This window comes from Bradyrhizobium sp. ma5 (assembly GCF_042258955.1).
Taxonomy (GTDB): Bacteria; Pseudomonadota; Alphaproteobacteria; order Rhizobiales; family Xanthobacteraceae; genus Bradyrhizobium.
Genome location: NZ_CP170156.1, coordinates 1,413,551 through 1,435,229, shown reverse-complemented (window position 1 = coordinate 1,435,229; position 21,679 = coordinate 1,413,551). Strand labels below are relative to the sequence as shown.

The 21,679-nt window shown below is 61.7% G+C and carries 23 protein-coding genes; 9 read left to right on the top strand and 14 right to left on the bottom strand.

What is annotated here, in order from left to right:
- The first annotated feature begins 214 nt into the window (after positions 1 to 214).
- From ACE103_RS06625 to ACE103_RS06615, 3 genes are all read left to right on the top strand, one after another.
- Entirely contained in the window at positions 215 to 1,168 is a 954-nt protein-coding gene (locus tag ACE103_RS06625; protein WP_375778783.1) for a hypothetical protein, read from the top strand.
- A 154-nt stretch (positions 1,169 to 1,322) separates the two neighbouring features.
- On the top strand, positions 1,323 to 1,745 hold the full coding sequence (locus tag ACE103_RS06620; RefSeq protein ID WP_223969771.1) for a hypothetical protein: 423 nt from the start codon (positions 1,323 to 1,325) through the stop codon (positions 1,743 to 1,745).
- Between the two features lie 227 nt (positions 1,746 to 1,972).
- Positions 1,973 to 2,113: a hypothetical protein gene (locus ACE103_RS06615; protein WP_167350365.1), complete on the top strand. Its 141-nt coding sequence runs from the start codon at positions 1,973 to 1,975 to the stop codon at positions 2,111 to 2,113.
- Between the two features lie 108 nt (positions 2,114 to 2,221).
- Here ACE103_RS06615 and ACE103_RS06610 read toward each other — a convergent pair whose 3' ends face one another.
- The 3 genes from ACE103_RS06610 to ACE103_RS06600 form a co-directional block, all read right to left on the bottom strand.
- Complete coding sequence (locus ACE103_RS06610; protein WP_223969772.1) at positions 2,222 to 2,365, bottom strand: hypothetical protein; 144 nt, start codon at positions 2,363 to 2,365, stop codon at positions 2,222 to 2,224.
- 183 nt (positions 2,366 to 2,548) lie between these two features.
- Positions 2,549 to 3,031 carry a MaoC family dehydratase gene (locus ACE103_RS06605; RefSeq protein ID WP_097673100.1) on the bottom strand — a complete coding sequence of 161 codons (483 nt, stop codon included), beginning with the start codon at positions 3,029 to 3,031 and terminating at the stop codon, positions 2,549 to 2,551.
- A gap of 8 nt (positions 3,032 to 3,039) precedes the next feature.
- A complete protein-coding gene (locus ACE103_RS06600; RefSeq protein WP_212316264.1) occupies positions 3,040 to 3,498 on the bottom strand; it encodes a MaoC family dehydratase in 459 nt (152 codons plus the stop codon).
- Between the two features lie 321 nt (positions 3,499 to 3,819).
- On the opposite strand from ACE103_RS06600, the gene ACE103_RS06595 reads away from it, so the two are divergent.
- Together ACE103_RS06595 and ACE103_RS06590 are read left to right on the top strand one after the other, a co-directional pair.
- Positions 3,820 to 4,116, top strand: coding sequence for a DUF4282 domain-containing protein (locus tag ACE103_RS06595; protein WP_050404422.1), 297 nt, complete (start codon positions 3,820 to 3,822; stop codon positions 4,114 to 4,116).
- Between the two features lie 155 nt (positions 4,117 to 4,271).
- On the top strand, positions 4,272 to 4,418 hold the full coding sequence (locus ACE103_RS06590; RefSeq protein WP_375778782.1) for a hypothetical protein: 147 nt from the start codon (positions 4,272 to 4,274) through the stop codon (positions 4,416 to 4,418).
- 121 nt (positions 4,419 to 4,539) lie between these two features.
- Here ACE103_RS06590 and ACE103_RS06585 read toward each other — a convergent pair whose 3' ends face one another.
- The 3 genes from ACE103_RS06585 to ACE103_RS06575 all read right to left on the bottom strand — a co-directional run bounded on the left by ACE103_RS06585 (position 4,540) and on the right by ACE103_RS06575 (position 6,241).
- Entirely contained in the window at positions 4,540 to 5,220 is a 681-nt protein-coding gene (locus ACE103_RS06585) for a ParA family protein (RefSeq protein WP_021081815.1), read from the bottom strand.
- A gap of 181 nt (positions 5,221 to 5,401) precedes the next feature.
- A complete protein-coding gene (locus ACE103_RS06580; protein ID WP_374708001.1) occupies positions 5,402 to 5,728 on the bottom strand; it encodes a hypothetical protein in 327 nt (108 codons plus the stop codon).
- A gap of 216 nt (positions 5,729 to 5,944) precedes the next feature.
- On the bottom strand, positions 5,945 to 6,241 hold the full coding sequence (locus tag ACE103_RS06575) for a hypothetical protein (RefSeq protein ID WP_375781025.1): 297 nt from the start codon (positions 6,239 to 6,241) through the stop codon (positions 5,945 to 5,947).
- Positions 6,242 to 6,649: 408 nt separating this feature from the next.
- On the opposite strand from ACE103_RS06575, the gene ACE103_RS06570 reads away from it, so the two are divergent.
- The gene (locus ACE103_RS06570) at positions 6,650 to 7,555 is read left to right on the top strand and encodes an integrase arm-type DNA-binding domain-containing protein (protein WP_375778781.1); all 906 of its coding nucleotides are present in this window, start codon (positions 6,650 to 6,652) and stop codon (positions 7,553 to 7,555) included.
- Positions 7,556 to 8,407: 852 nt separating this feature from the next.
- On the opposite strand, the gene ACE103_RS06565 is transcribed toward ACE103_RS06570, so the two are convergent.
- On the bottom strand, positions 8,408 to 9,619 hold the full coding sequence (locus ACE103_RS06565) for a CaiB/BaiF CoA transferase family protein (protein ID WP_375778780.1): 1,212 nt from the start codon (positions 9,617 to 9,619) through the stop codon (positions 8,408 to 8,410).
- A 2-nt stretch (positions 9,620 to 9,621) separates the two neighbouring features.
- Positions 9,622 to 10,389: an enoyl-CoA hydratase/isomerase family protein gene (locus ACE103_RS06560; protein ID WP_375778779.1), complete on the bottom strand. Its 768-nt coding sequence runs from the start codon at positions 10,387 to 10,389 to the stop codon at positions 9,622 to 9,624.
- Between the two features lie 246 nt (positions 10,390 to 10,635).
- Here ACE103_RS06560 and ACE103_RS06555 point away from each other — a divergent pair, with 246 nt between their 5' ends.
- Positions 10,636 to 11,712, top strand: a complete 1,077-nt coding sequence (locus tag ACE103_RS06555) for an AraC family transcriptional regulator (RefSeq protein ID WP_375778778.1) — start codon at positions 10,636 to 10,638, stop codon at positions 11,710 to 11,712.
- Here the strand turns inward: ACE103_RS06555 and ACE103_RS06550 are convergent.
- Genes ACE103_RS06550 through ACE103_RS06535 form a run of 4 tightly spaced genes read right to left on the bottom strand, consistent with a single transcriptional unit; the run spans position 11,675 to position 15,224 of the window.
- Positions 11,675 to 11,827, bottom strand: coding sequence for a hypothetical protein (locus ACE103_RS06550; protein WP_223969780.1), 153 nt, complete (start codon positions 11,825 to 11,827; stop codon positions 11,675 to 11,677). The genes ACE103_RS06555 and ACE103_RS06550 overlap by 38 nt on opposite strands.
- Before the next feature lie 16 nt (positions 11,828 to 11,843).
- Positions 11,844 to 13,199 carry a fumarylacetoacetase gene (gene fahA / locus ACE103_RS06545; RefSeq protein WP_375778777.1) on the bottom strand — a complete coding sequence of 452 codons (1,356 nt, stop codon included), beginning with the start codon at positions 13,197 to 13,199 and terminating at the stop codon, positions 11,844 to 11,846.
- A gap of 16 nt (positions 13,200 to 13,215) precedes the next feature.
- Positions 13,216 to 14,910: a cation/acetate symporter ActP gene (gene actP / locus ACE103_RS06540; protein WP_375778776.1), complete on the bottom strand. Its 1,695-nt coding sequence runs from the start codon at positions 14,908 to 14,910 to the stop codon at positions 13,216 to 13,218.
- Positions 14,907 to 15,224 (bottom strand): DUF485 domain-containing protein, encoded by a 318-nt coding sequence (locus tag ACE103_RS06535; RefSeq protein WP_375778775.1) that lies wholly within the window; start codon positions 15,222 to 15,224, stop codon positions 14,907 to 14,909. The genes actP and ACE103_RS06535 overlap by 4 nt, the downstream gene beginning before the upstream one ends.
- Before the next feature lie 851 nt (positions 15,225 to 16,075).
- Here ACE103_RS06535 and ACE103_RS06530 point away from each other — a divergent pair.
- A complete protein-coding gene (locus ACE103_RS06530) occupies positions 16,076 to 17,185 on the top strand; it encodes a DUF2336 domain-containing protein (protein WP_375778774.1) in 1,110 nt (369 codons plus the stop codon).
- Positions 17,186 to 17,334: 149 nt separating this feature from the next.
- Here the strand turns inward: ACE103_RS06530 and ACE103_RS06525 are convergent, their stop codons facing one another.
- Positions 17,335 to 17,616: a hypothetical protein gene (locus ACE103_RS06525; protein WP_375778773.1), complete on the bottom strand. Its 282-nt coding sequence runs from the start codon at positions 17,614 to 17,616 to the stop codon at positions 17,335 to 17,337.
- Positions 17,617 to 18,765: 1,149 nt separating this feature from the next.
- The gene (locus tag ACE103_RS06520; RefSeq protein ID WP_375778772.1) at positions 18,766 to 20,580 is read right to left on the bottom strand and encodes a PAS domain S-box protein; all 1,815 of its coding nucleotides are present in this window, start codon (positions 20,578 to 20,580) and stop codon (positions 18,766 to 18,768) included.
- A gap of 633 nt (positions 20,581 to 21,213) precedes the next feature.
- On the opposite strand from ACE103_RS06520, the gene ACE103_RS06515 reads away from it, so the two are divergent.
- Entirely contained in the window at positions 21,214 to 21,678 is a 465-nt protein-coding gene (locus ACE103_RS06515) for a (2Fe-2S)-binding protein (RefSeq protein WP_375778771.1), read from the top strand.
- The last annotated feature ends 1 nt before the right edge of the window (position 21,679 follow it).

Below are 21,679 nucleotides of genomic sequence, written 5' to 3'. Positions count from 1 at the left end.
TGTTCGGCGCTCCGGGCGGGACGCGGCCGGTTTTACCAGCCCCGAACCGGCCGCGCGGGGAGCCTTGCGCACGCGCGCGCTTGTCCCGGACATGACGATCACTTAGCCGATCACTTAGGCGATCACGCGGCTCTCACTTGCCTGAAGCGCTGCGTTGCCACAATTTCGCACCAAGAAAACCGCATGTTGCGGCGCTGGAATCTGCGGGCTGGGAATGACTTCTACATCACGATTTGGCTGGGCAAGGCTGCCGGTGCTGGCGGCCGGCTTCAGCGTGGCGATAGCGTTTTCGGCCACGGCGCAGACCTCACCATGGCTGGTCGCTCCCGCCGCCCAAGAGATAGCGAAAGACGCCCCCACTGACGATGCGGAGCCTGCGGCCGATGAGGCGCCGCCGGCGGCCGACGCCAATGACGCCGACATCCTGAAGGACATCGACCAGAGCAAGCTCGACTGGAGCCAGCTCGACACCGACTCCACCAGCCTGCCCACGCTGGCGCCGAAGAGTGCGGCCAAACGCAGCAGCGTCGCCGGCAACGATCCGTCCTGGTCGACCAACAACAACGCCAACGGCTCGTCGGCAGTGTCGGTCAAGCAGTCGGTTTCGCCGTTCCTCGACACCCGCATCGGCGCCGACATGACGGTCGCCAAGCAGGGCACGATGACGACGTCGGAGCAATTGTCGGAGCGGCTCGCCAATGGCGGCAGCCTGCCGCAATCCGGCGGCTCGGCCTGGGCTTCGGTGTCGGCACCAGGCGTGGCTTCGATCTGGGACAAGACCTCGGTCGAGGCGCGGGTCGATCCGGGCGCCGACCAGAGCAAGATCGGCACCTCGCTGAGCAAATCGGTGCCGCTGTCGGAGCAGTATTCGCTGACGCTGCAGAGCGGCTACAACCTGATCCAGCAAGGCTTCGTTCCGGTGCCCGGCATCATTGGCAATCCGTCGCGCAGCTACGATACCGATCAGTCGGCACGCCTGTCCGTGACCGACTCCGGCACCAGCATCACTGCCGGCCAGACGCTGTCGACCTCCGATGACAGGTGGCTGCGCCGGGTCGGCGCCGAGCAGAAGCTGTTCGACGGCGTCACCGTCTCCGGCTCGGTCGGCGAGACCGCCCAGGGCACGATCAACAAGAGCATCGGCGCCGGCTACAAGCGCTCATGGTGAACGATCTGTTAGCCCTGTCGCGCTAATGATCAGGCATTGCCCCAACTTGGCCCAGATGCGGTCAAATTCGGCGGCACTGATAGGTCCGTAACTTCATCAATTCGTCGTGCGGGGGACAAGCCGCGCTTCGCTATTGCGAACCAGGGGAAAGCCGATGAACGCCACCAACCGTACCGAGGAAGCCGAAGCCGAAACGACTTCCGAGGTCGATTCCAACCTTGCTGCGGTCTCGGAAGTCGAAGCCGGTATCCGCGACTTCGTGCGCAACGACATCGCCTATCTGCGCCGCCCGGTGGCGAGCCCGGAGACCGCGCCGACCGACACCAATACCGATGCCACCGTCAGCAACGTCAACTCGCTGATCCAGCGCGTCGCCGGCACCTCGCTCGCCGAGATCGAGAAGCTGATCGGCGAGCTCGAGAGCCTGCGCGATCTGCTGCATGCCGAGGGCCAGCGCGTCCAGCGCGAGATCTCCGGCTATGCCCAGCTCAGCCAGGCCGCGATGAAGTCGACGCGGATGATCGCCGACAACGTCTCGCAGTGGAAGCGCGCCGCCGACGGCCTGCGCAACAGCTGATCCCGATCAGTTTTCCAGACTGATGGCCGCCGCCTCCCGAACGGGGGCGGCGGCTTCGTTTTGCGCGGGCCGATTGGGCGCAGAACGATTCGTTATTCAGCGCGGTGTAGACTGCGCGGCGTCAATTCTTGCAGAAGCCGATTTGAACTCGGGATGCCGAGCCCGCGTCCAATCCGGAATTCGCATCCGGACCGCGCCTGGGTGCGGCATCCATTTGGAGAGAATTCATGCAGAGCGTCCGGCCGGACAACGCCGCCGATCCTATACCGCTGCGTCAGCCGCAGCAGGGCATCGGCACGATCATGATCCGGTTCATCGGCATCCTGGCAGCCGCGACCGTCGTGATGGTGCTGATCTGGAATCGTTAAGTGTCGGGATCGGGAGAAGTGTGACGCAGCCTGCCGAGGGGTCACATTGAAAAGCGCGGATGCGCGCTACCTGGCGCTCCCTCGAGCGCCGACGTCACAGACGGTCGATCAGCGGTCGATGCTCGCGGTGGTCTCGAAGGAATAATTGCCGTCGGCGAAGCCCTTCACGACCATTCCGGTGGCCACCATCACGACAACAGTCACCGTCGCAAAGATAATGCCGACGAGTTTCAGCGCGCTGCGATCTGCCATAGTAGTCCCCAGCTGTTCGGCCCAAGTGCCCGCTCAAGTGCTCGTGCCCCCGGCCATAAGGCAGGGACAAAGGTTCAAAATGCGTTAGCAAAAAATGAGTTCCGCGCAACGCACAACTACGTCGGCAGCAGAAGTAGCTGCCGACCATGGCGTCCGTGCAACATCAGAGGCGCGCGGGCAACATCAGGAACCGGGATTCCGGCGCGGCACAAAGGCGGTCGCGAGGAACGAGAACACCACCTCATTGCGCTGATTGACGCCGGTGTTGCGGGCTTGAATGATGCCCCATTCCGGCCGCTTCTCGGAGGTGCGCTTGGTCTCGACCTGGTTGGTGAAGCTGATGGTGTCGCCAGCCAGCACCGGGCGGATCCAGCGCAGCTCGCGGAAGCCTGGCGAGGGTCCCCAGACCGCAACCGTCTCGCCACGCGCGGCGGCTTCGGCGGCGAGCCGTTTGCCGTCGGCGACCAGCAGCTTCATGCAGACGCTGGCGACGTGCCAGCCCGACGCGGCGAGCCCGCCGAACAGCGACTTGCGCCCCTCCTCCTCGTCGAGATGGAAGCGCTGCGGATCGAACTGCGCGGCAAAGCGCTTGATGTCCTCGGCGGTGAAGGTGAATGAGCCGAACGCGCGCTGGGCGCCGATTTCCATGTCTTCAAAAAAGCGCATGATCTCTCCTATGCGCTCGCAGTGTCACGGCGGCCGATCATGATCGGCGCCTCCATCTCGCACAGCATCTCGCCGCGCGCGTTGCGGATCGTGCTCTTGAAGGTGACGATGCCGGTCTCGGGGCGGCTCTTCGAGACGCGCGCCTCGACGACATCGACATCCAGCGTCAAATCGTCGCCCGGACGCAGCGGCGCCACCCAGCGCATCTCGTTGACCCCGGGCGCGCCCAGCGAGGCGGTGCGGCCGATGAAGCCGTCGAACATCATCCGCATCATCAGCGAGCCGAGATGCCAGCCCGAGCCCGACAGGCCGCGGAGCATGGATTTCTTCGCCGCCTCCTCGTCGAGATGCATCGGCTGCGGGTCGAATTCGGCGGCAAAGGCCAGGATCTCCTCGCGCGAAACATGGCGCGGGCCGAACGTGCCGAAACGGCCGGGCTTGAAGTCTTCGAAGGTCAGCGTGGTCATTGGGTGAGGATATGCTGGAGGGAAGCCCGATTGTGGCCGTTATTTGCAGCAATCACAACCAGCCCACTCGCATAGCTCGCCCCTGGACTGCCGGCGCCCGGTCCCGGGCCTGGCTTTGGCGAGACTGATTGGGCTTCTGCGGTATCGATCCCTCTGGGTGCGGAGGCGCTTTGGCGCCGCCCCGAACCATTGGCCCGGCGAGACGCCTCGTTCTGACGGACGCCTGCTGCGCGGGCTCCCGCGACGAAGTGATCACGCCGGGGGTGACGCAGTAGGATGCACGCGACGCGAATCATATTTCGGCTGGCCGGGAGAACCATGATGTTCGATTTCCAGGATCTGTTTCAGTGGGACCGCTTCATCACGCCCACGATCATCAAGACGTTCTACTGGCTGGTGATCGCGGTCATCGTGCTGTTCGGGATCTCCGGCATCCTGTGGAGCCTCACCGCGATGGCGATCAGCCCGTTCGTAGGCTTCATCCAGCTGCTCGCGTCGATCGCCAGCGTCTTCGTCGGCATCGTGTTCTCGCGCATCGCCGCGGAGTTCATCCTGATCGTATTCCGGATCAACGAGCATCTCGGCGCGATCCGCGATCGCGACGGAAGCATGCACTGAAGCCGTCGGCCTCCGGCCGGATGCGGCCCGCCGCCCCGGCTGTGGTTAATCCGAAGTAGCACCGCTGCGAAAATGCCAGCGAAATTCCGGGCGGGATCTTAAAACCGCTCGCGTATCAGTCTCCGCATTGCGCTTAAGATCAACGCGGGGGCGTCGTGAATTCGAGGAACGGTTTTTTTGCCGTGAGGCCGGGTGCCGAGCCGGGCTTCACGACCGAGGATATTCTATGGGCTGTCGGCATCTGGTCGGTGATCCTGACCCTGGCGCCGGTGATCGCATTCTATCTGCTGATGGTGGCGTAACGCCATCCATCGCGTCATCGCCAAAGTCAGCGAGGCAATCTGCGATTGCCTCGTCGCTTCAGCACACAAAAAACGCGCGACTGCCGCGCGTTTCTTTCCAGTTCGAACCAAGGCGGCGTTGTTACGCCGCCTGCTTGTGCATCGCGCCGGACGCCGACGCCGTGCCGCGGATCGCCTTGATCGAGCGTTCGATCGCGGCCCACAGCCGGTTGATCTCGGCAGCAGCGCGGCCTTCAGCATAATATTCGCGGGCGCCTTCACCCTGGCCGAGCGCCATCAGAAGGTCGGCGCGGTTGGTGATCTGGCCGCTCCACACCGGTGCGCGGAATTTCGCCAGCGCCTCACGCGCGATCGCGACGATGCGGCTTTCGGCGCCGTCACGCTGCGCGGGCGCGCCGTTGATTACGACGGCGTAGGGCTTGCGCATCGAGCGGCAGGTCTGAATCGTTTCCTGCACCGCGTTGACGTCGAACACGCCGGGCCGCGCCGGAATGATCACCATCGTGGCGTTCTTGATGGAGTCGTCGACCACCGCCGACAGATTCGGCGGCGTGTCGATGAACACCCACTCGATGCCGTCGCGCTTGGCTTGAGCAATGATCCCGCTGACCGAGTTCACCGCCGTCTTGATCGCCGGCTCGTTGGTGCCGCGTAATTTATGCCAGAGCGTCAGCGAGCCCTGAGGATCGGCATCGATCAGCAGACAGGGCTTCGTTGCCTTGTGCACTTGCGCGGCGAGGTGAGCAGCCAGGGTACTTTTCCCCGAGCCCCCCTTACGCGAAGCGAAAACAATCACGTTCATACGTTGGCCTCCAGATTGACCCCAGGAGGCGAAAATGAATCAGCACGCTGATTCGCGAAAGAAGAAACTTCTTGCAATCCGCAAAGCGGCCAAGATTACCGGTGCATTCTGCTTTTTGAGTCACACTCAACTTATGACACAACCGAAAATGGAAGCGCTAAGCGTTTGATAAGACTCAGGCCTAGCGCTTTTCGGCAGTTTTGGCGCGCTGCCGCGCGATCCATTTGCGCTCGATCCAGCCGAGCAATTGCGCCGTCGGTTTCTGCAAGAACGGGACATCCTGCGCGAACAAAAGGAGTCCGAGCGGCAGCATCCAGAGTCCGAGTATCGGCAGGAAGCTGAAGATACCGCCGATGATCAGGAGGATCGCGAGCGGAATCCGCACATAGCGCGACGACGGCTTGCGCAGCCACGCGACGAAGCGCGCCGGCCTTTCCGGAAGCTTGGCTTCGAACCAGGCGAAGTGCCGATCGATCTCTTGCTTGTCGTATTCGCTCACGCGCCTCACTCCATCCGTTCCGTCGCGAAACGGATTTGGCAGACAACACCAACAGCAGAGATGATGCTGCGTGACAGCGTCACAAGGCGTCAGTCTGTCGCGCATGACGGTCTTGAAATTGCCGCTGAGCATTCCACCGCGAAGCCACACCAGTTCGCGCCAAGACAAAGCACCGGGCTCGCGCCTCTCGCGTGCGCGCGATGGGAATCAAATCAATGGCGGACGTCAGTGGGTCGACTTCTTCGCCTTGTGCGACTTGGAGACCTTCCGCTTCGCAGCGACCGGCCGCCGCTCGACACGCTCGCTCGCCTCACGCGGCTCGGGACCCGCGCGGAAGAACGCGCGGCAGGCCGGCGACAGCTGCGCCCTGTTCCTGATCATGCAGGCCGTGATGCGATCGACATCGGGAATCTCGGGACCACAGAGCCGGAACGCATCCGGCGTACAGGCCTGCTGCTGGTCGGGCGTGTAGGCCTCGCCCCGGCCCGGCAGCAGCACAGCTCCAAAGACAACCGAGAGCATCAACGCAAACGAAAATCTCCTTGAACCGGCGGTCCCCATGCGTCCCCCCAAGGTGGCACTAAGGTGTCGTTAAGGCGTCGTTTCGGGGAGTGTGGGTGATGGCACGAGGAAGTGCAAGCGGGCGAGATGACACGCCATCGGCGATCAAGGGAGACGGCAAGCGATCTTGCGGTGGCCTCGAGCTTGCGAAGTCGCGGTGGGTGATGGTGTGGATGGTACAGTTGGGTGGGCTCGAACCACCGACCTCCTGTTCCACAGGCAAAAAAAGAGCTCCGCCGGTATTACGATATTCCCGCCGTTTGCGCGAAAATGCCATTATTATCAATAGGTAAGACCGAAGCGCCTCGCCTTATCTGCGCTCCAATTGGCGCTATGGTGGTAGCTACGTGGTAGCTACAGAGGCGACGGATGGCGGTCTCGAGTATAACGATTCGCGCAGTCCAAGCGCTCAAGCCAGGCGAAGCTATTTGGGACGCAGACCACCGCCAAGCGGTGCGAGGTTTTGGCGTTCGGCGTCAACGTGACCAAGCGACCTACGTCCTCAAGTACCGAGTGTTCGGCCGGCAGCGCTTCGTCACCATCGGTCCTCATGGCGCCCCCTGGACACCCGAGCTCGCACGTAGGGAAGCCAAGCGGCTTTTGGGTCTGGTTGCCGATGGCAAAGACCCGGCGGACGAGAAAGCCAAGGCCCGCATGCAGGCGGCCGACACCCTCCGGGTGATCGCGGATCAATATCTCCGGAACGCCAAGCAAAGGCTGAGGCCCACGACCTACTCGGGAATAGAGCGGTACCTGTTGGTCATTTGGAAACCTTTGCATCCTGTCTCGGTCTTCCAGATCACCCGTCGTCACATCTCGGCTCGTATCGCTGACATCGCATCACGTCATGGAAAGGTCTCAGCGGCCCGCGCCCGTACCGCGCTGTCCTCAATGTTCAACTGGGCAATCCGCGAGGGGCTCGACATTGCCGCCAACCCGGTTCTCGGCACCAATCGACCCGCGCAGCCGGGAAGCCGGGAAGCCGGGAACGGGTCCTCACCGAGACGGAGCTGTCAGCCGTCTGGCGGGCCAGTGGCGATGACGATTACGGACGCATTGTGCGTCTGTTGCTCCTCACAGCCCAACGCCGTGACGAGGTGGGCAGTATGCAATGGGCCGAACTCGATACTATTTCGGGGCTCTGGACCCTGCCAGGTGCCCGAACCAAGAACCATCGCGAGCACTTGCTGCCATTGGTTCCCGCCGCCTTGGCCCTCCCGCCCCGCCGAAACGGCCGAGACTTCCTCTTGGCGACGGGCCCCGACGCAGCAGTGACCCGCATCGTGGGTTCTCCGGCTGGTCAAAGTCGAAGGCCGCGCTTGATGAGCGCATCGCCGAGGCCCTCGGCGAACCCCTGCCCCATTGGACGGTTCACGATCTCCGGAGATCGGCGTCCACGGTAATGGCCGACCGGCTTGGCGTGTTGCCACACATCGTGGAGGCGATCTTAAACCACGTCAGCGGCCACCGGGCCGGCGTTGCCGGTGTATATAACCGCGCTCGGTACGCCGCCGAGTTGCGCGAGGCGCTTGAACGCTGGGCACAACACGTTACGGCCTTGCCAGGACATGTTGGCGCTGTGAAAGCGAGCGCCGGCTTCTCTCATCCTGGTGCCTCCCAAAGGGCCGTTGGAGTCCTTTCCTAATTCGTGTAACTGGCCTGCGGCAGTCGGGGGTTCGAGCCACCAAGATGTACGATATTTTCTCCGGGCGTCCGCCAAAACCTGGATCCCATCGAGTTGTATGTTCAAATCGGGATAGGAGCCGCGGGGTTCGAGTCGTGGTCCGCTACATCGCAAGACCCACTATCCTCGAAGCCCTTTCTTCTTACTAACGGGCAGCCTACCCCTCGAGATCGCCTCCTGATAGCGCGGCAAAGGCCGCCTTTCGCCCGCAATTCCTCGCCGCCCAAAATGCGCGCACGAATACCTGCAGATCCCCCATCTCAAAGGCGTGGCCTTGGGCCGGCGAGAGGGTCGGAACCAGTTTGCCACCGGCTTGGGAGTTCGCGTCGCGAGATTTGCGTTGTGGAATATGCGAAGAAATTCGGCTCGGATCGGCTGATGCCGTCGGATTCCTGCTCCACCCAATTCAAACGCTCTCTTTACAATGCGCGGACAAGCTCTACCTACCGCCGGCTGAGCAGGATGTTCCGCTGCTGCAGATCCTTGATCCTCTCGGGCGCAAAGTCGAGTTGGCCAAGAACCTCTTCATTGTGCTCGCCCTGATAGGCCGGCAGACCGGGCGACGGCAGTTCCGAGCGGCTGAAGATCCAGGGGTTGCCCGGCATGCGGACCAGCCCGCCGGCGCGGTCATCGACCTCGATCACGGCGTTCCACTCTTTGGCCCACTCCGTCTCCACGAACTCGTTGACCGTACGCACGCGCCCAACCGCGAGCCCGGCTTCACTGACCTGCGCCTGCAACTGTTCGAGGTTCTCGAACGTGGTGATCCAGGCGCGGATTTCCGCGAGCAGCGGCGCGAGGTTCTGCCGGCGCAGGCTGGCGGTGGCGTAACGCGGATCCGCCAGCAGATCGCTTCGACGCATCATGGCGCAGTAGCGCGTGAACATCGGCGAATAGATCGGGCTCGCGGCGATCGTCAGCCGGGTGCCGTCGGACATCTCGAAGATGTGCGACTCGTTCGCCGACAGAGCTATCGGCTCGCCGTCGGTATCGATCCCCGACATCATCGCGCCGGCGCGCTCGTTGACTGACAGCATCGTCGCGGCCATCGACACGTCGATGTGTTGCCCCTCGCCGGTGCGGTTGCGATGCTGAAGCGCGGCGAGCACGGCGATCACGCCCTGCAGCCCGGTATAGACATCGGCGTGGCTGCAGGAATCGCCGCGCGGCTCGGTCAGCGCCTCGCCGAAGTGATCCTGCACGATCGAGGTCAGGCCGGTCTCGGCCTGCACCGTTGGCGCAAAGGCCGGACGATTGCGCCACGAGGTCGACTGCCCGTAACCGCTCAGCGAGACGTAGATGATGCCGGGGTTGAAGGCGCGCACGTCATCATAGCTAAAGGCGAATCGCGCCAAGGTACCGGGACGGAAATTCTCGACAATGATGTCGGCATCTTTACACAGACGAGCGACGATCTCGCGTCCCTCCACGTAGTTCAGGTCGATACTGAGGTTCCGCTTGCCGGCGTTCTGCTGCACGAAGTAGAGACCCATGCCGCCGACGTAAGGCAATCCGGCGCGGCCGATATCGCCGGACGGCGGCTCGATCTTCGTGACGTCTGCGCCGAGGTCGCGCAGCGCCTTGGTGCAGTGCGGACCGGCCAGCACTCGGGTGAAGTCGACCACCCGCAATCCTTGAAGAGGCGCAGCCGACATTGTCAGTCTCCCTCGAAGACGGCCGTGGCCGGGCCCGACGCGAAGAAGGCATCGGCGCCGCGCTGGCGATCCTTGGCCTTCCAGATCATGTCGTTGATCTCGACCTGCCGTGCGTCCGCAGCCGCGACGCCGCCGCGCGCCTGCAGATTGGCCTGCATCTTGACGCCCGCGAGGACCTTGGTCGGACCGGCGGCAAGCTGCCGGGCCATGGTCATCGATGATGCCGCCAGCTCCGCTTCCGGGACGACGAGGTTGATGATGCCCCAGCGTTCGAACGCCTCGGGCGTGTGACGGCGGCCGAGCATCGCGATCTCCTTGGCGCGCGCGATGCCGGCGCGTTGCGCGATGCGCTGGGTGCCACCGAGCAACGGCAGCAATCCGACAGCGACCTCGACCTGGCCGAGGAACGCGGTGTTCGCCGCGATGATCATGTCGCAGGTCAACGCGAGCTCGAGACCGCCGCCCAGCACACCGCCGTTGACGGCTGCAACCGTCGGAACCGGCACGTCCTCCAGACTGCGCCAGACTTTTTCAAGACCGGCCTGATCAGTGTGCAGCTTGGTGCCGGTTCCCCACGACGCCATCTCCGCGCCGGCGCAGAAGTGCCGCATCGCACTGCGCAACAGGATGGCACGGCAGCCGGCCGCGACCACTGCGTGGTAAGCGCCGACCACATCGTTGATGAGCTGGTCGTCGAGCAAATTGTGCGGCGGCTTCGCCAGCGTGACCACGCCGACCTTGCCGTCCATCTCGTAATTTACTGTCGCCATCGGGGTTCCCTCGTTCGATCCAAAAGGCCCGCGCCGCGGTCGACGCGGCATCACGACGGGCGGACGTTTCCTCACTGCGGGCGGCCTTGGCGCAGGTCCCGCTGTTCTGATGTTTTGAATGTTGCGCGTCATAACAAGCGTGACAACGTCAAGCTCTGCCAATTATGATGTCGAAAATTGCCAATCGGCCGGAAGAGCCGTTCGCTGGCTTGTCAATCTGTGCCAGCCGGACGTAGAGGAACCGCCATGAAGTCGATCAAGATCGTGATGCCGATCTCGAGCGATCCCGATGCGCCGACGCAGAGCCTGCTGGGCCTGGCCGCACTGGCCGCCGAGCTTGCGGCGCAGGGCGTGTCGGTTCGGGAGTTGTTTGCACGGACCGGTCTCGACGCTTCCCAGCTCGAGGATCCCCATGCGCGCATCTCGCACCGGCAACGGCTGGCGATCTACCGCAACGCGATGCGGCTGGCGAAGCGATCCGACATTGGGCTGCTCGCGGGCGCTCGGCAGCGCATCAGTGATTACGGAATCTACGGCTATGCGCTGGTGTCGAGCCGGACATTCGGCGAAGCGCTGATGTTCTCGCTCGATCACATCACGATGGCCGGACCGGCGGTGCGGCAGATCAGCTTCCGGATCGAGCACGGAACAACCGCGATCCTGCGCAGCCACGGGCTCGATCCGCTCGGCGAGCTGTTGCCATTTGCCGCGGAATTCTGGCGCAGCTCGATGACCGCGGTGTTCAGCCGCATCCTCGAGTCACCCTTCCCCAGCAAACGGATGATCTTTCCGTTCCCGGCCCCCGTGCACTGGCGCAACTATGAGCGGATGTTCAACTGCCCGATCGACTTCGGTGCCGACCGCATGGAATGGCATTTCGACGCCAAGGTACTCGATCTGCCTTGCCCCAATGCCAACCCGATCACCGCGAAGATCTGCCAGCAGCTCTGCGACGTCGTTATGACCGAACGGCCCGGCGAATCCGAACTGGTCAGGCGGATCAGAGCTGCATGCCTCAACAGTCCCAACCGATTTGCCGGCGCGCCGGAGATCGCATCGCAGCTCGGGCTGTCGTTGCGAACCTTCCACCGCAGACTGGCGGAGGATGGGCAATCGTTCCAGTCGATCGTCGACGGGATGCGGCGATCGATTGCGACGGAGCTGCTGGAGAATACGCATCTGGCAATCGACCAGGTCGCCGAGCGTGTCGGCTTTGCCGACGCGACGAGCTTCCGCAAGGCGTTCAAGAAATGGACCAACCGCTCGCCGTCGGATTTCCGCCACCCTACAGTGCAGCGGCCAGCAGCATCGCCAGACGCGTGACCTGCAGCAGCGACAACCCGACTGCCAGCGTCAGAAGCTGTCCGAAACGGACGTCCTCCGGGTCGACCGCCGCGCCCTGCAGATGCGCGTAGATGAGCGGCGACTGAAACTCCATATCGGCCTCCCGCCAATCAGGTATGGTCGCTTCCAGCAATCGCGGCATGCGCCGGCGCGATCCTGCCGACGCATGATCCGAACCCGATGCTCGCAAAACCCTCCCGGCTGCAGCGGCCGCGGAAGGTGACTTCGTCGCCATCCTCGAGAAAGCCGCGGCTCTCGCCGTTTAGAAGCACGGCCGGCCGTGCTCCTGCGGCGGTGAACTCGAGCATGCTCGAGAGCTGCGCCGGACTAGGTCCCGAGATGGTGCCGGTGCCGATCAGGTCGCCCGGCTGCAGATTGCAGCCGTTGATGCTGTGGTGCGCGACCATCTGCGCCGGCGTCCAGTACAGGTGCTTGGCGTTGGATGTGAGAATCGCCGCAGCGGGCTGGCTCGCGGCGCGCATCTGCGCGGTCGAGAGCAGGACCTCGAGCTGAATGTCCAGGCCGCCGTGCGATTGATCGGCCGTGTCGAACAGGTAATCGAGCGGCCGCGGATCGCCATCCGGGCGCGCCAGCGCCGCGACGCGGAACGGCGCCAACGCGTCCGACGTGACGACCCAGGGTGACACCGAGGTCGCAAAGCTCTTGCTGAGGAACGGCCCAAGCGGGAACATTTCCCAGCGCTGGATGTCGCGCGCCGACCAGTCGTTCAGCAGCGAATAGCCGACGATCTGCTGCGATGCCTCGGAGATCGGGACCGGATTGCCGAGGCGATTGCCGGCAGCGACGTAGAGACCCATCTCGAGCTCGAAATCCAGCCGTTCGCACGGGCCAAAGCTCGGAGCGCCGCCAATCGCCGCCGGCGGATGCTGCCCGAGCGGCCGCCGCACGATCCCGCGCCCGACCTGCACCGACGACGCCCGGCCGTGATAGGCGATGGGGACCCATTTGTAGTTGGCGGGAAGCGGATTTTCCGGAGTAAGGAGCGCGCCCGCCGCCCTCGCGTGATAGATGCCGGCGTAGAAGTCCGTGTAGTTCGATACCCGTGTCGGCAGATGCGGCGTTGCATCCGCGATCGGCGTCAGGAGCTCGGACGCGCGGCATCTGGTGTCATTGGCCGCGCTGCCCTGGCCGAGCAGATCGGCGGTGAGGCGGCGCAGCTCCCGTAGCGCCATGGGTCCGAGCGCGAACAACGCATTGAGCGTATCCTGCTGCAGCGCCTGGCGGATCGGCGCCGTAAGACGCTCATCCGAACCGAGCGCCCGCTTCAGGTCAAGGACGAGATCCCCGATGGCAGTACCGATCCGCGGCTGCGGATCGGCCGCGGTGCCGAAGACACCGAGCGGTAGATTCTGGATCGGGAAATCGGTCGCGATGCCGTTTGCCGTTTCGACGAAACTCTTCCGCGCCGGGTCGTGGGTCTCATCGAGTTGAACTGCGTTGGTCATGCCCGGCTCCTCGATGTCACGAGGCCGCGGCGGCGAGAGCTGGTCGCTCGCTGGCCAAAGCTGTTCCGATCTCTGACTGGATGAACTGCGCAGCAAACGCTTCGCGTTCGCACGATGCGCGTTCGCTCCGGTCCGTCACCGAGAACAGCCAGACCAATAGGAAGGCCAGAGGCATCGAAAACAGCGCGGGATTGTCGTACGGGAACAACGCCGTTGAAAAGCCGAAGACGGCGACCCAGACCGTCTTGCTGAGCACGACGAGGACGACTGATGCGACGAGGCCAGCGAGGCCGCCGGCAACGGCGCCGCGCGTGGTGGTGCCACGCCAGAACATCGCCATTGCCAGCACTGGAAAGTTGCAGCTCGCGGCCACCGACAATGCAAGCCCCGCCATGAAAGCCACGTTCTGGTTCTCGAAAGCATAGGCCAGCAGAACCGCAACGACGCCGATGGCGACAGCCGATATCTTCGAGACCAGCAGCTCGCGCACTTCCGATGCCTTGCCGCCGGCTAGCACCTGGCCGTAGATGTCATGACTGACAGCCGAGGCGCCGGCGAGCGTCAGGCCGGCCACGACGGCGAGAATGGTCGCAAATGCGACCGCCGAGATAAATCCGAGCAGCAGCGGTCCACCCATCGCGTGGGCGAGATGGATCGACGCCATGTTCGGGCCGCCGATCAGATCGGCGATCTTGTTGAACTGTCCGGACGCCGCAACGTTGAAATAGCTGGGATCGGTCATCAGGATTGCAGCGGCGGCAAAGCCCAGCACCGGAATGATCCAGCAGAAATAGGCGACGCAGGCCGTCGCATAGAATACGGATTTGCGGGCCGCCGCGGCGTCCTTCACCGTGAAGAACCGCATCAGGATGTGCGGCAGGCCGGCGGTGCCGAACACGAGCGCGAGGCCAAGCGAGATGGCGGACACCGGTTCGGCAAACAGGCCGCCGGGCACGAGAATGGCGGCGCCTTTGGGATGGACCTGGCTTGCGGCCGCGAGCAGCCGTCCGAGGCTGAAGTCGAAATGCCACAACGCGGCCAGAGCGAGCAGTGTTCCGCCACACAGCAGCAACACGGCCTTGGTGATCTGCACCCATGTCGTGGCCTGCATGCCCCCAACGATCACGTAGAGGATCATCAGCACGCCGACGCCGAGCACGGCGAAGATGTAGTTCATGCCGAACAGCAGCTGAATCACCTTGCCCGCACCGATCAGCTGCGCGATCAGGTAGAACAGGACGACGACGAGACTTCCGGTCGCGGCGACCAGCCGAACCGGCGTCCGCTGCAGGCGAAACGCGGCCGCATCGGCAAAGGTGTAGCTACCGAGGTTGCGCATTCGCTCCGACATCAGGAACAGCACGATCGGCCATCCCGTGAGAAACCCGAGTGCGTAGATGAAGCCGTCGAAGCCGTTGGCGTAGACCAGCGCGGATATGCCGAGAAAGGCCGCCGCCGACAGGAAATCGCCGGCGGTCGCCAAACCGTTCTGCACCGGGGTGATCGCGTGTCCGGCGGTATAGAAGCCTGCTTTCGATCCTGTGCTGCCGGCCGAGCGCCAGGTGATGACGAGCGTGACGGCGACGATCATGAGGAACATCCCGATCGCGATCCAGTCGGGCCCCCGCACCCCCGTCGCCGTCGTCCCCTGGGCCATGGCCGTGAATGGAAACGCGACGCAAAGCGCGATCAACAGCGACCTGACGATCATCGGCCGAACTCCTGATTGACGAGGCGCGTAAGTTCGTCGAAGCGCGCGTTCGACCGTTGAACATAGAAGCCCGTGAACGCGATGATTGCGGCGACCATGAGAAGCGCGATCGCGAAGCCAACCGGCATCGCACTCCCGGCGAAGCTGGCGCCGAGCGCGGCTTTCGCCGTGGAAATCAGCGCGATGAAACCGAAGAACATGAGCAGAGTCAGGATCGACAACCCCCATCGCAACCGCGCGCGTCCCGAGACCAGTTCCCTGAACGCGGCATCGGCGAGGATTTTTCGCGTGCGGTCGGGCGACAGTTGCAGCATCCGGTTCCTCCTCGGAGACATTTGCTGATCGCCGTGCCCATCTGCGTGCGTTGCGCCGCAGAAATTCAGGGCTCGGGGTGTCTCCTCTCCTAGGCTCCGAGCATCGGAATCCGGAGTGCATCCGACAAGGTGATATCCTGCCAAAGTCCGGGTGATTTTATGCCATGCCGTGGTGCGCCGCGATCGCGGCCCGATCGCCTGTCTCGAACGCAGAAATCAGCCAGCCGCCGGCAACGGCCGAAGGTCCAAGACCGGCCATGCTGGGTTGATTTTGAATTTGCGCGAGACACTTCAATTCCCCGTAAGAAAATCCTTCAGGACCGCAGCGCGTCGATGGCGTGGGCAATGGGCTGTCGAATAGCGCTGGGTCTGACGGAGGGCTTTCTTCCCGGCGATTTCTGGTGGGGTATTGGGATATGGTCAGCCAAAAAGAGAGTTCAAGAAGCCTTGCTCGCGCTGGCTTCCTCTCTCCTCGACACCAAAGACGCGAAAACTCGAGCACAATCGCGACGACACCCGAGAGACAAGTAAACCGTTACGTCGAGAGCTTTTGTTCCTCCTGCGACCACGTTGACGCTTCTCTTCGACGCCGAACGTTGATCGCGCGGCGCGCCTTCCGCATATCCTTATGGAAGAAGTCGGCCTTTGGCCGATGCGGCCAGGCGCCCGGGTTAGACGCGATTGCCACTCACCCCACCGCCTCCTCACCCAGCGCATGTTTGCAGGACTTACGTTGGCTAACCGGCCATCGCACCGCAAAATCGGCCCGAGACTCAATCTTTAACGAAGTGCATACCTTCGGTCGGTACTGCATTGAAGCTTATATTGCCCGTTTGATTTCGGATTTTTCCATGGACGATTCCCCGGCGTTGCTGCATGAGCTCGAGGACTCGATTTCGCAGGGCACTCCGGACAGTCGCGAAAGAGCCTTATGGCATGCAACCGATCTGTTGATCGCCGGCCGCTATTCGGACGATCAAATTTGGCTATTCGGAGCCATCATAGAGCGTCTCGCAAGCGAGATTGAAATCAAGGCACGAGCCCAGCTCGCGGACCGATTAGCTCGAGTCGAAAGCGCTCCAGTCAATGTCGTCAACAAGCTGGCGTCAGACAAGTCGATAGCTGTAGCAGGCCAAATTCTCCGTCATTCGAATCGCCTCGACGTACGTGCGCTGGTGACAAGCGCGAGCACGCAAAGCCAGGACCACCTTTTGGCTATTTCCAAGCGCGCGACGCTTTGTGAAGCCGTCACCGATGTTCTCGTGACACGAGGGAATCGAGAGGTTGTTCATTCCGTTGCTGCAAATAGCGGGGCGCTATTTTCTGAATCAGGATTTCTGGCATTACTCAAGCGCTCTGAGGGCGATTACATTCTAGCTGAGACCCTTGGTCAACGAACCGACATTCCGCGGCACGTCTTCCAGCAGTTGATTGCAAAGGCTTCAGGCGAGGTCAAACAAAAGCTTGGTAGCGAACGTCCGGAGCTAGCTGACCAAATCAAAACCTCAGTCACCGATGTCACCGGCTCGATACACGCAACATTTGGACCTGCATCTGCGCAGTATTTCGCCGCAAAGAAGGCCGTCTCATCATTACATCGCCAGGGAAACTTAAGTGAGACACAGATCTGCGCTTACGCGCAGCAACAAAAGCGCGACGAGGCTGCAATCGCTCTGTCGCTCTTGTGCTCGATGCCGGTAAACGTCGCCGAACGCGCCATACACGACCAAACAGGAGAAATGGTACTCATTCTTGCAAGCGCGCTCGATTTCTCGTGGGATACCGCCATGGCATTGCTGTTTCTCGGCGCTCCGGAGGGACGGATTGCTGCAAGCAGGTTGGACGATCTCAAGATCGCGTTTTCTCGGCTCAAGCCGGAGACCTCTCGGACCGTACTTCAGTTATACCAGTCGCGCAGGCAGGCCGCCACTCAGACCGGCGTCACGCCCCGCCTACGCTGACAAGCTGCGCTCGCTTGCCGAGATTCAGGCCTTCAAAAGCCGACCTCGAAACGGGAGGATCGGCGTGCAGCTTTCTCGTCTAGCATCGAAGGGATGTGCTCGGCGCACAACATCGGCCCACCGCACCTCTCGTTAGGTGTCTCTCCTCGCTAGCTCACCTTTCGACGTAGAAGATATTCAAACGTGCCAGCGATGTTAGCTAACAGCTTGCCGTGACGGTGCCGCGACCGAAGATACGAACTTAGAACCAGTAGTCCCGCGGCCTTTAGATCCGCCAGGCTGCGACTACCGTTTCGAGCACATAGAATAAGACCGTCGGCAATTTGCTTTCTCAGCTCGTCGCTATCTTTGTCGGCAGGGATCTTCTTGCAAACGAAGTCAAGCGCCGCGGTCATGTTCGCAATAGTGTTCTGATCAAATTCGGTAAGCATGCTTCTCTCGAAATCCAAAGCTAGAACCGAAGCAAGTTTCGCGCCAGCGACCGTGCATCTTGTTCGAAGAGCTATGTCTGCACAGCGGAATATGTCGCTGGAGAGGATTGATGCCCGAAGGCAAATCTTAATGTCGTTAGCTAGAAAGACACCCTGATTTTAGTGCTGCGAAACATCCACTGCGATCTCAACCGCAGCTGGGACCTGCGGTTCAAGCGCAAAAAGCAATCAACCCGATTTGCGCAATTCACGTTGCGCTTTGAACGCAGCCTTGAACACCTCGAGGCCGGCAGAGGTCAATCCACTCTCTGAGATGAGGCCCAGCCGCGTAAGGTTGATCGTTTCGATCACGCTGTCGCTGTGTGTGGATCCGCCACCGAACAATCTAATGACAATACGCTGTTCCCTGCGCGTTAGCCCATTCCAGAGTGTTAGATCGTGCATCTCAATGCCCCATGCGAATCACTGCATGACACTGAGCAATTTGCCGGATACTGAGAGGCAAAATCGTGGCTGGCAAGGAATAGACCAGGGAAAACACAAACTTTGGGCCGTTGAAGCCAACCTGCGGGTTCATCCATTGCGAGCATAGCACGACTAACCAAGCGTCTCAGCACGACCAACCAAGCGTCTCGATCGAAGACCAACGGTTGAGCCTGAAAACGATTGTCCCCGCGCGTGGCGCACCAAGGGCCGGACCCATGGGAACGCACATAGTGACGGTGGCGTAGCCGAACACGATGTCGGTGGCTTCGGCTGCCCTGATCCGGTGGATAGTGTCAGATGCACCGGTCTTCGACTTGTTTAACCCACGGAGTGGTTGCGAGGGCAATGTCGCTAGCGGAACCAGCCAAAACCGGATGGCCAACGCTCCCGTTTGAATCCACCACAAGGCATCGTCGTAGCTGACAGCATCTCGCCCCGGGACGCGCGAGCACTGAGCCTCTCGCCGGCGTGGAAAGATTTCCGGCGGTCACCGTTCGCGTACGCGTTGCTATGGAATAACGCGGCCAATGAGCTACGCGCAACGGGGAGATTGCAGCAAGCCGATCAGAACCAACCAACGTCGCAACCACGATGAGCAAGCGGGAGCGGTTCAAGGAACTCACAATCAGACGCCACTAGCTTGATCGGGAACCCATCTGACGCTTAATCCTGACTACCATCGAGAGGAACGGCAATTCGACAGAGCAGTCCCCCAGGATCAAACTGCACGCTCACCTCTCCATCAAGATCATGAGCCAGTGTCCGTTCAAGCAGGGTGGATCCAAAGCCTCGGCGCGTCGGCCGTGAGACGGCGGGGCCGCCGCTTTCCCGCCAAACAATGCGAAGCTGTGGCCGTGCATCACTCGTCCAGTTCCATTCAACTCGGACAAGCCCCGCCTCGTTGGAGAGTGCTCCGTACTTCGTTGCATTTGTACGTAGCTCGTGCAACGCCATCGCAATCGAAACTGCTTGTTTAGGGGTCAGCAGAACCCTTGGTCCATCGAGCGATATCCGATCCGCATTTACTCCCCTGGCATCGAGTGTCGCTTCCGTGAGATCGGCCAACGAAGCGTTTTCCCAGTTCGCTTTCGTAAGCAAATCATGCGCGCGCCCAAGCGCAATCAGCCTCCCCTCGAATGCATGCCGGGCTTCGACCGGATCAGCGTTATTTCTGAATGTCTGGTGTGCGATGGCCTGAACAATCGCAAGCGTGTTCTTGACGCGGTGGTTAAGCTCGTCCACCAGTAGCTCGCGCGCTCTCTCCGCCTCATCGCGCTCGGTAACATCGACGTTTGCTCCAATCATCCCAACGAATTCGCCCGAGGCCGAGAACCGTGGATGAGCGCTCGTATCGAGTATGCGATAGTGGCCGCTCGCATCAAGGTAACGCGCCTTCAGAGCGAACCCGCTACGTTCTTCGAGAGCAAGGGAAACTCTGCCGACCACGTTGGGACGATCCTCTGGGTGCAGTGTATTGCTCCAATCAAATCCTTGCGCTTCCTGGTCGGAAACATGCCAGAATTCTCGCAGCATCTGGTTGAGATGGACACACCTTCCATCGGAATCGCTCATCCAGATCATCACCGGCGCGCTGTCGAGCATAAGTCGAAATCGCTCCTCGGACGCGCGAAGCTCAATTTCGGCTTGCTTTTCTGAGGTGATGTCGTGTGCCACGCCGATAAAGCCGACATGCTGACCGCGTTCATCGTACCTGGGCTGAGAAACCGCCTTGATCCATCTCCAATCCGTACCAGCTCGCAGGATTCTGATTTCGATCGCGAACCGGTTCCTAGATAAGACAGGGTTCGCCGGCACAAGTGTTCTAAGCTGCTCAGCCTTCAGGATCCGCGCAGCATCTTCTGGGTGCACCCGAGAGCGCCAATCGAATCTCAACGCCTCCTCGTAGGTTAACTCAAAGAATTCCGTATACGCCTGATTGACGAATGAGCGTTCGCCATCGAGTTTGGTGACCCACATCGGAATCGGAGCGCTGTTGGCTATGGTTCGAAACCGCTCCTCGCTCTCTCGCAGAGCCTGTTCTGCAAATTTAGCGTCAGTCACGTCGAAATGCGCGCCGATCAAGCGGAGCGGTCGACCGGTCGCGTCACGGTCGATTTGAGCCGCGACGCGGACCCAGCGTGTCTGGCCGTCGCTGGGCCGGACGATGCGATACTCGGCCGAGTAATCCGAGGCCCGACCAGCCAGTGCTTCGAGAAATTGGCCTTCGGCGCGAGTTCGATCCGCGGGATGAATTCGCGCCACCCAATCCTGGTGCGACTCGTTCGTCGCCGTCGGCGGCAAGCCGTGGATCTTCAAATATTCGGGCGACCTACGATTCTGAAAGCCATCTCGGAGGTCAACCTCAACGCCACCGACGCCGGCGATCCGGTGGATGAGCGCCAGCTCCGCTTCGCGCGCTTGCAATTGCCGGAGCAGTCGATGGGCGTCTGGTCCGGCGTCCTGTTTCAAAGCACTCAATTATGTGTCTCTGGTCAAATGATTTTACAGGGTAACCGGTTGGCGACATAAAACCTAACAGAACGCCGCGCGGGATCGCTAGTTCCTAGGCGCGACTGGCGCCATGATGAAAAGCCCGCCAGGCGGCCGCCTCCGGACGCACCGACGCTGGATGGGCCCCCACCACCGACCATCCCCGTTATGAAGAATGGCGGCTTGCGACGTTGCTGCTCCTCCCATCCGGTAAGTGACACTCGGGCTGCGCCCAAAGGCCGATTGGTGCGCCAGGGAAGGGATGGTGCGGCGATCCGTTCAGATATAACCCAACGACAGCCTCGGTAGATTGTTCGCGCGAGGGGAACTCGAGCGAGTAAGAGTTTGCAGTAGCTTCGCCTCCGGCTCGCGAAGGGAAAGCTCAGCATAGTGGTGAGCGGCCTCACGGCCGAAGCCAACGGCGAGGTAAGTTACGCCTCCCATTGCACGGTCCGCAACCGGTCTCCCCTGAGTGTACAATTTGTCCAGCGCCTCAAGTTGCCGATGCGCGACGCGATGGCGCAGGACTGCCTAATCACTACGCTTGGCACTGTGGCAAGCCTCAGTTACCGTCCTATTTTCGCCTGACCGTAAGTCAAGGCTACAACTTGCGAGGACAACATGATCGAGCTCACGATCAATGGGACCAAGCACCAAGTCGACGTGGTCCCCGAGATGCCTTTGCTGTGGGTACTGCGCGACGAACTCGGGATCACAAGCCCCAAGTACGGCTGCGGAGTTGCGCAATGCGGCGCTTGCACCGTCCAGATTGACGGAATGGCGGTCCGATCCTGTCAGGCGCATATTGGCGAGATTGCAGGCAAGTCGGTCGTCACCCTCGAAGGGTTGGAAAAGCGAGACCAACACCCAGTTCTGCAGGCTTGGATCGAACATCAGGTTCCACAGTGCGGCTACTGTCAGACCGGCCAGATCATGCAGGCCATCTCGCTTCTCGATCTGATCACCGAGCCGACTGACGAGGATATCAACGAGGTGATGTCCGGCAATCTATGCCGTTGCGGAACTTATCCGCGCATTCGGGCGGCAATCCACGCGGCAGCCGCGAAGAAGATGGCGGAGAAGTGAG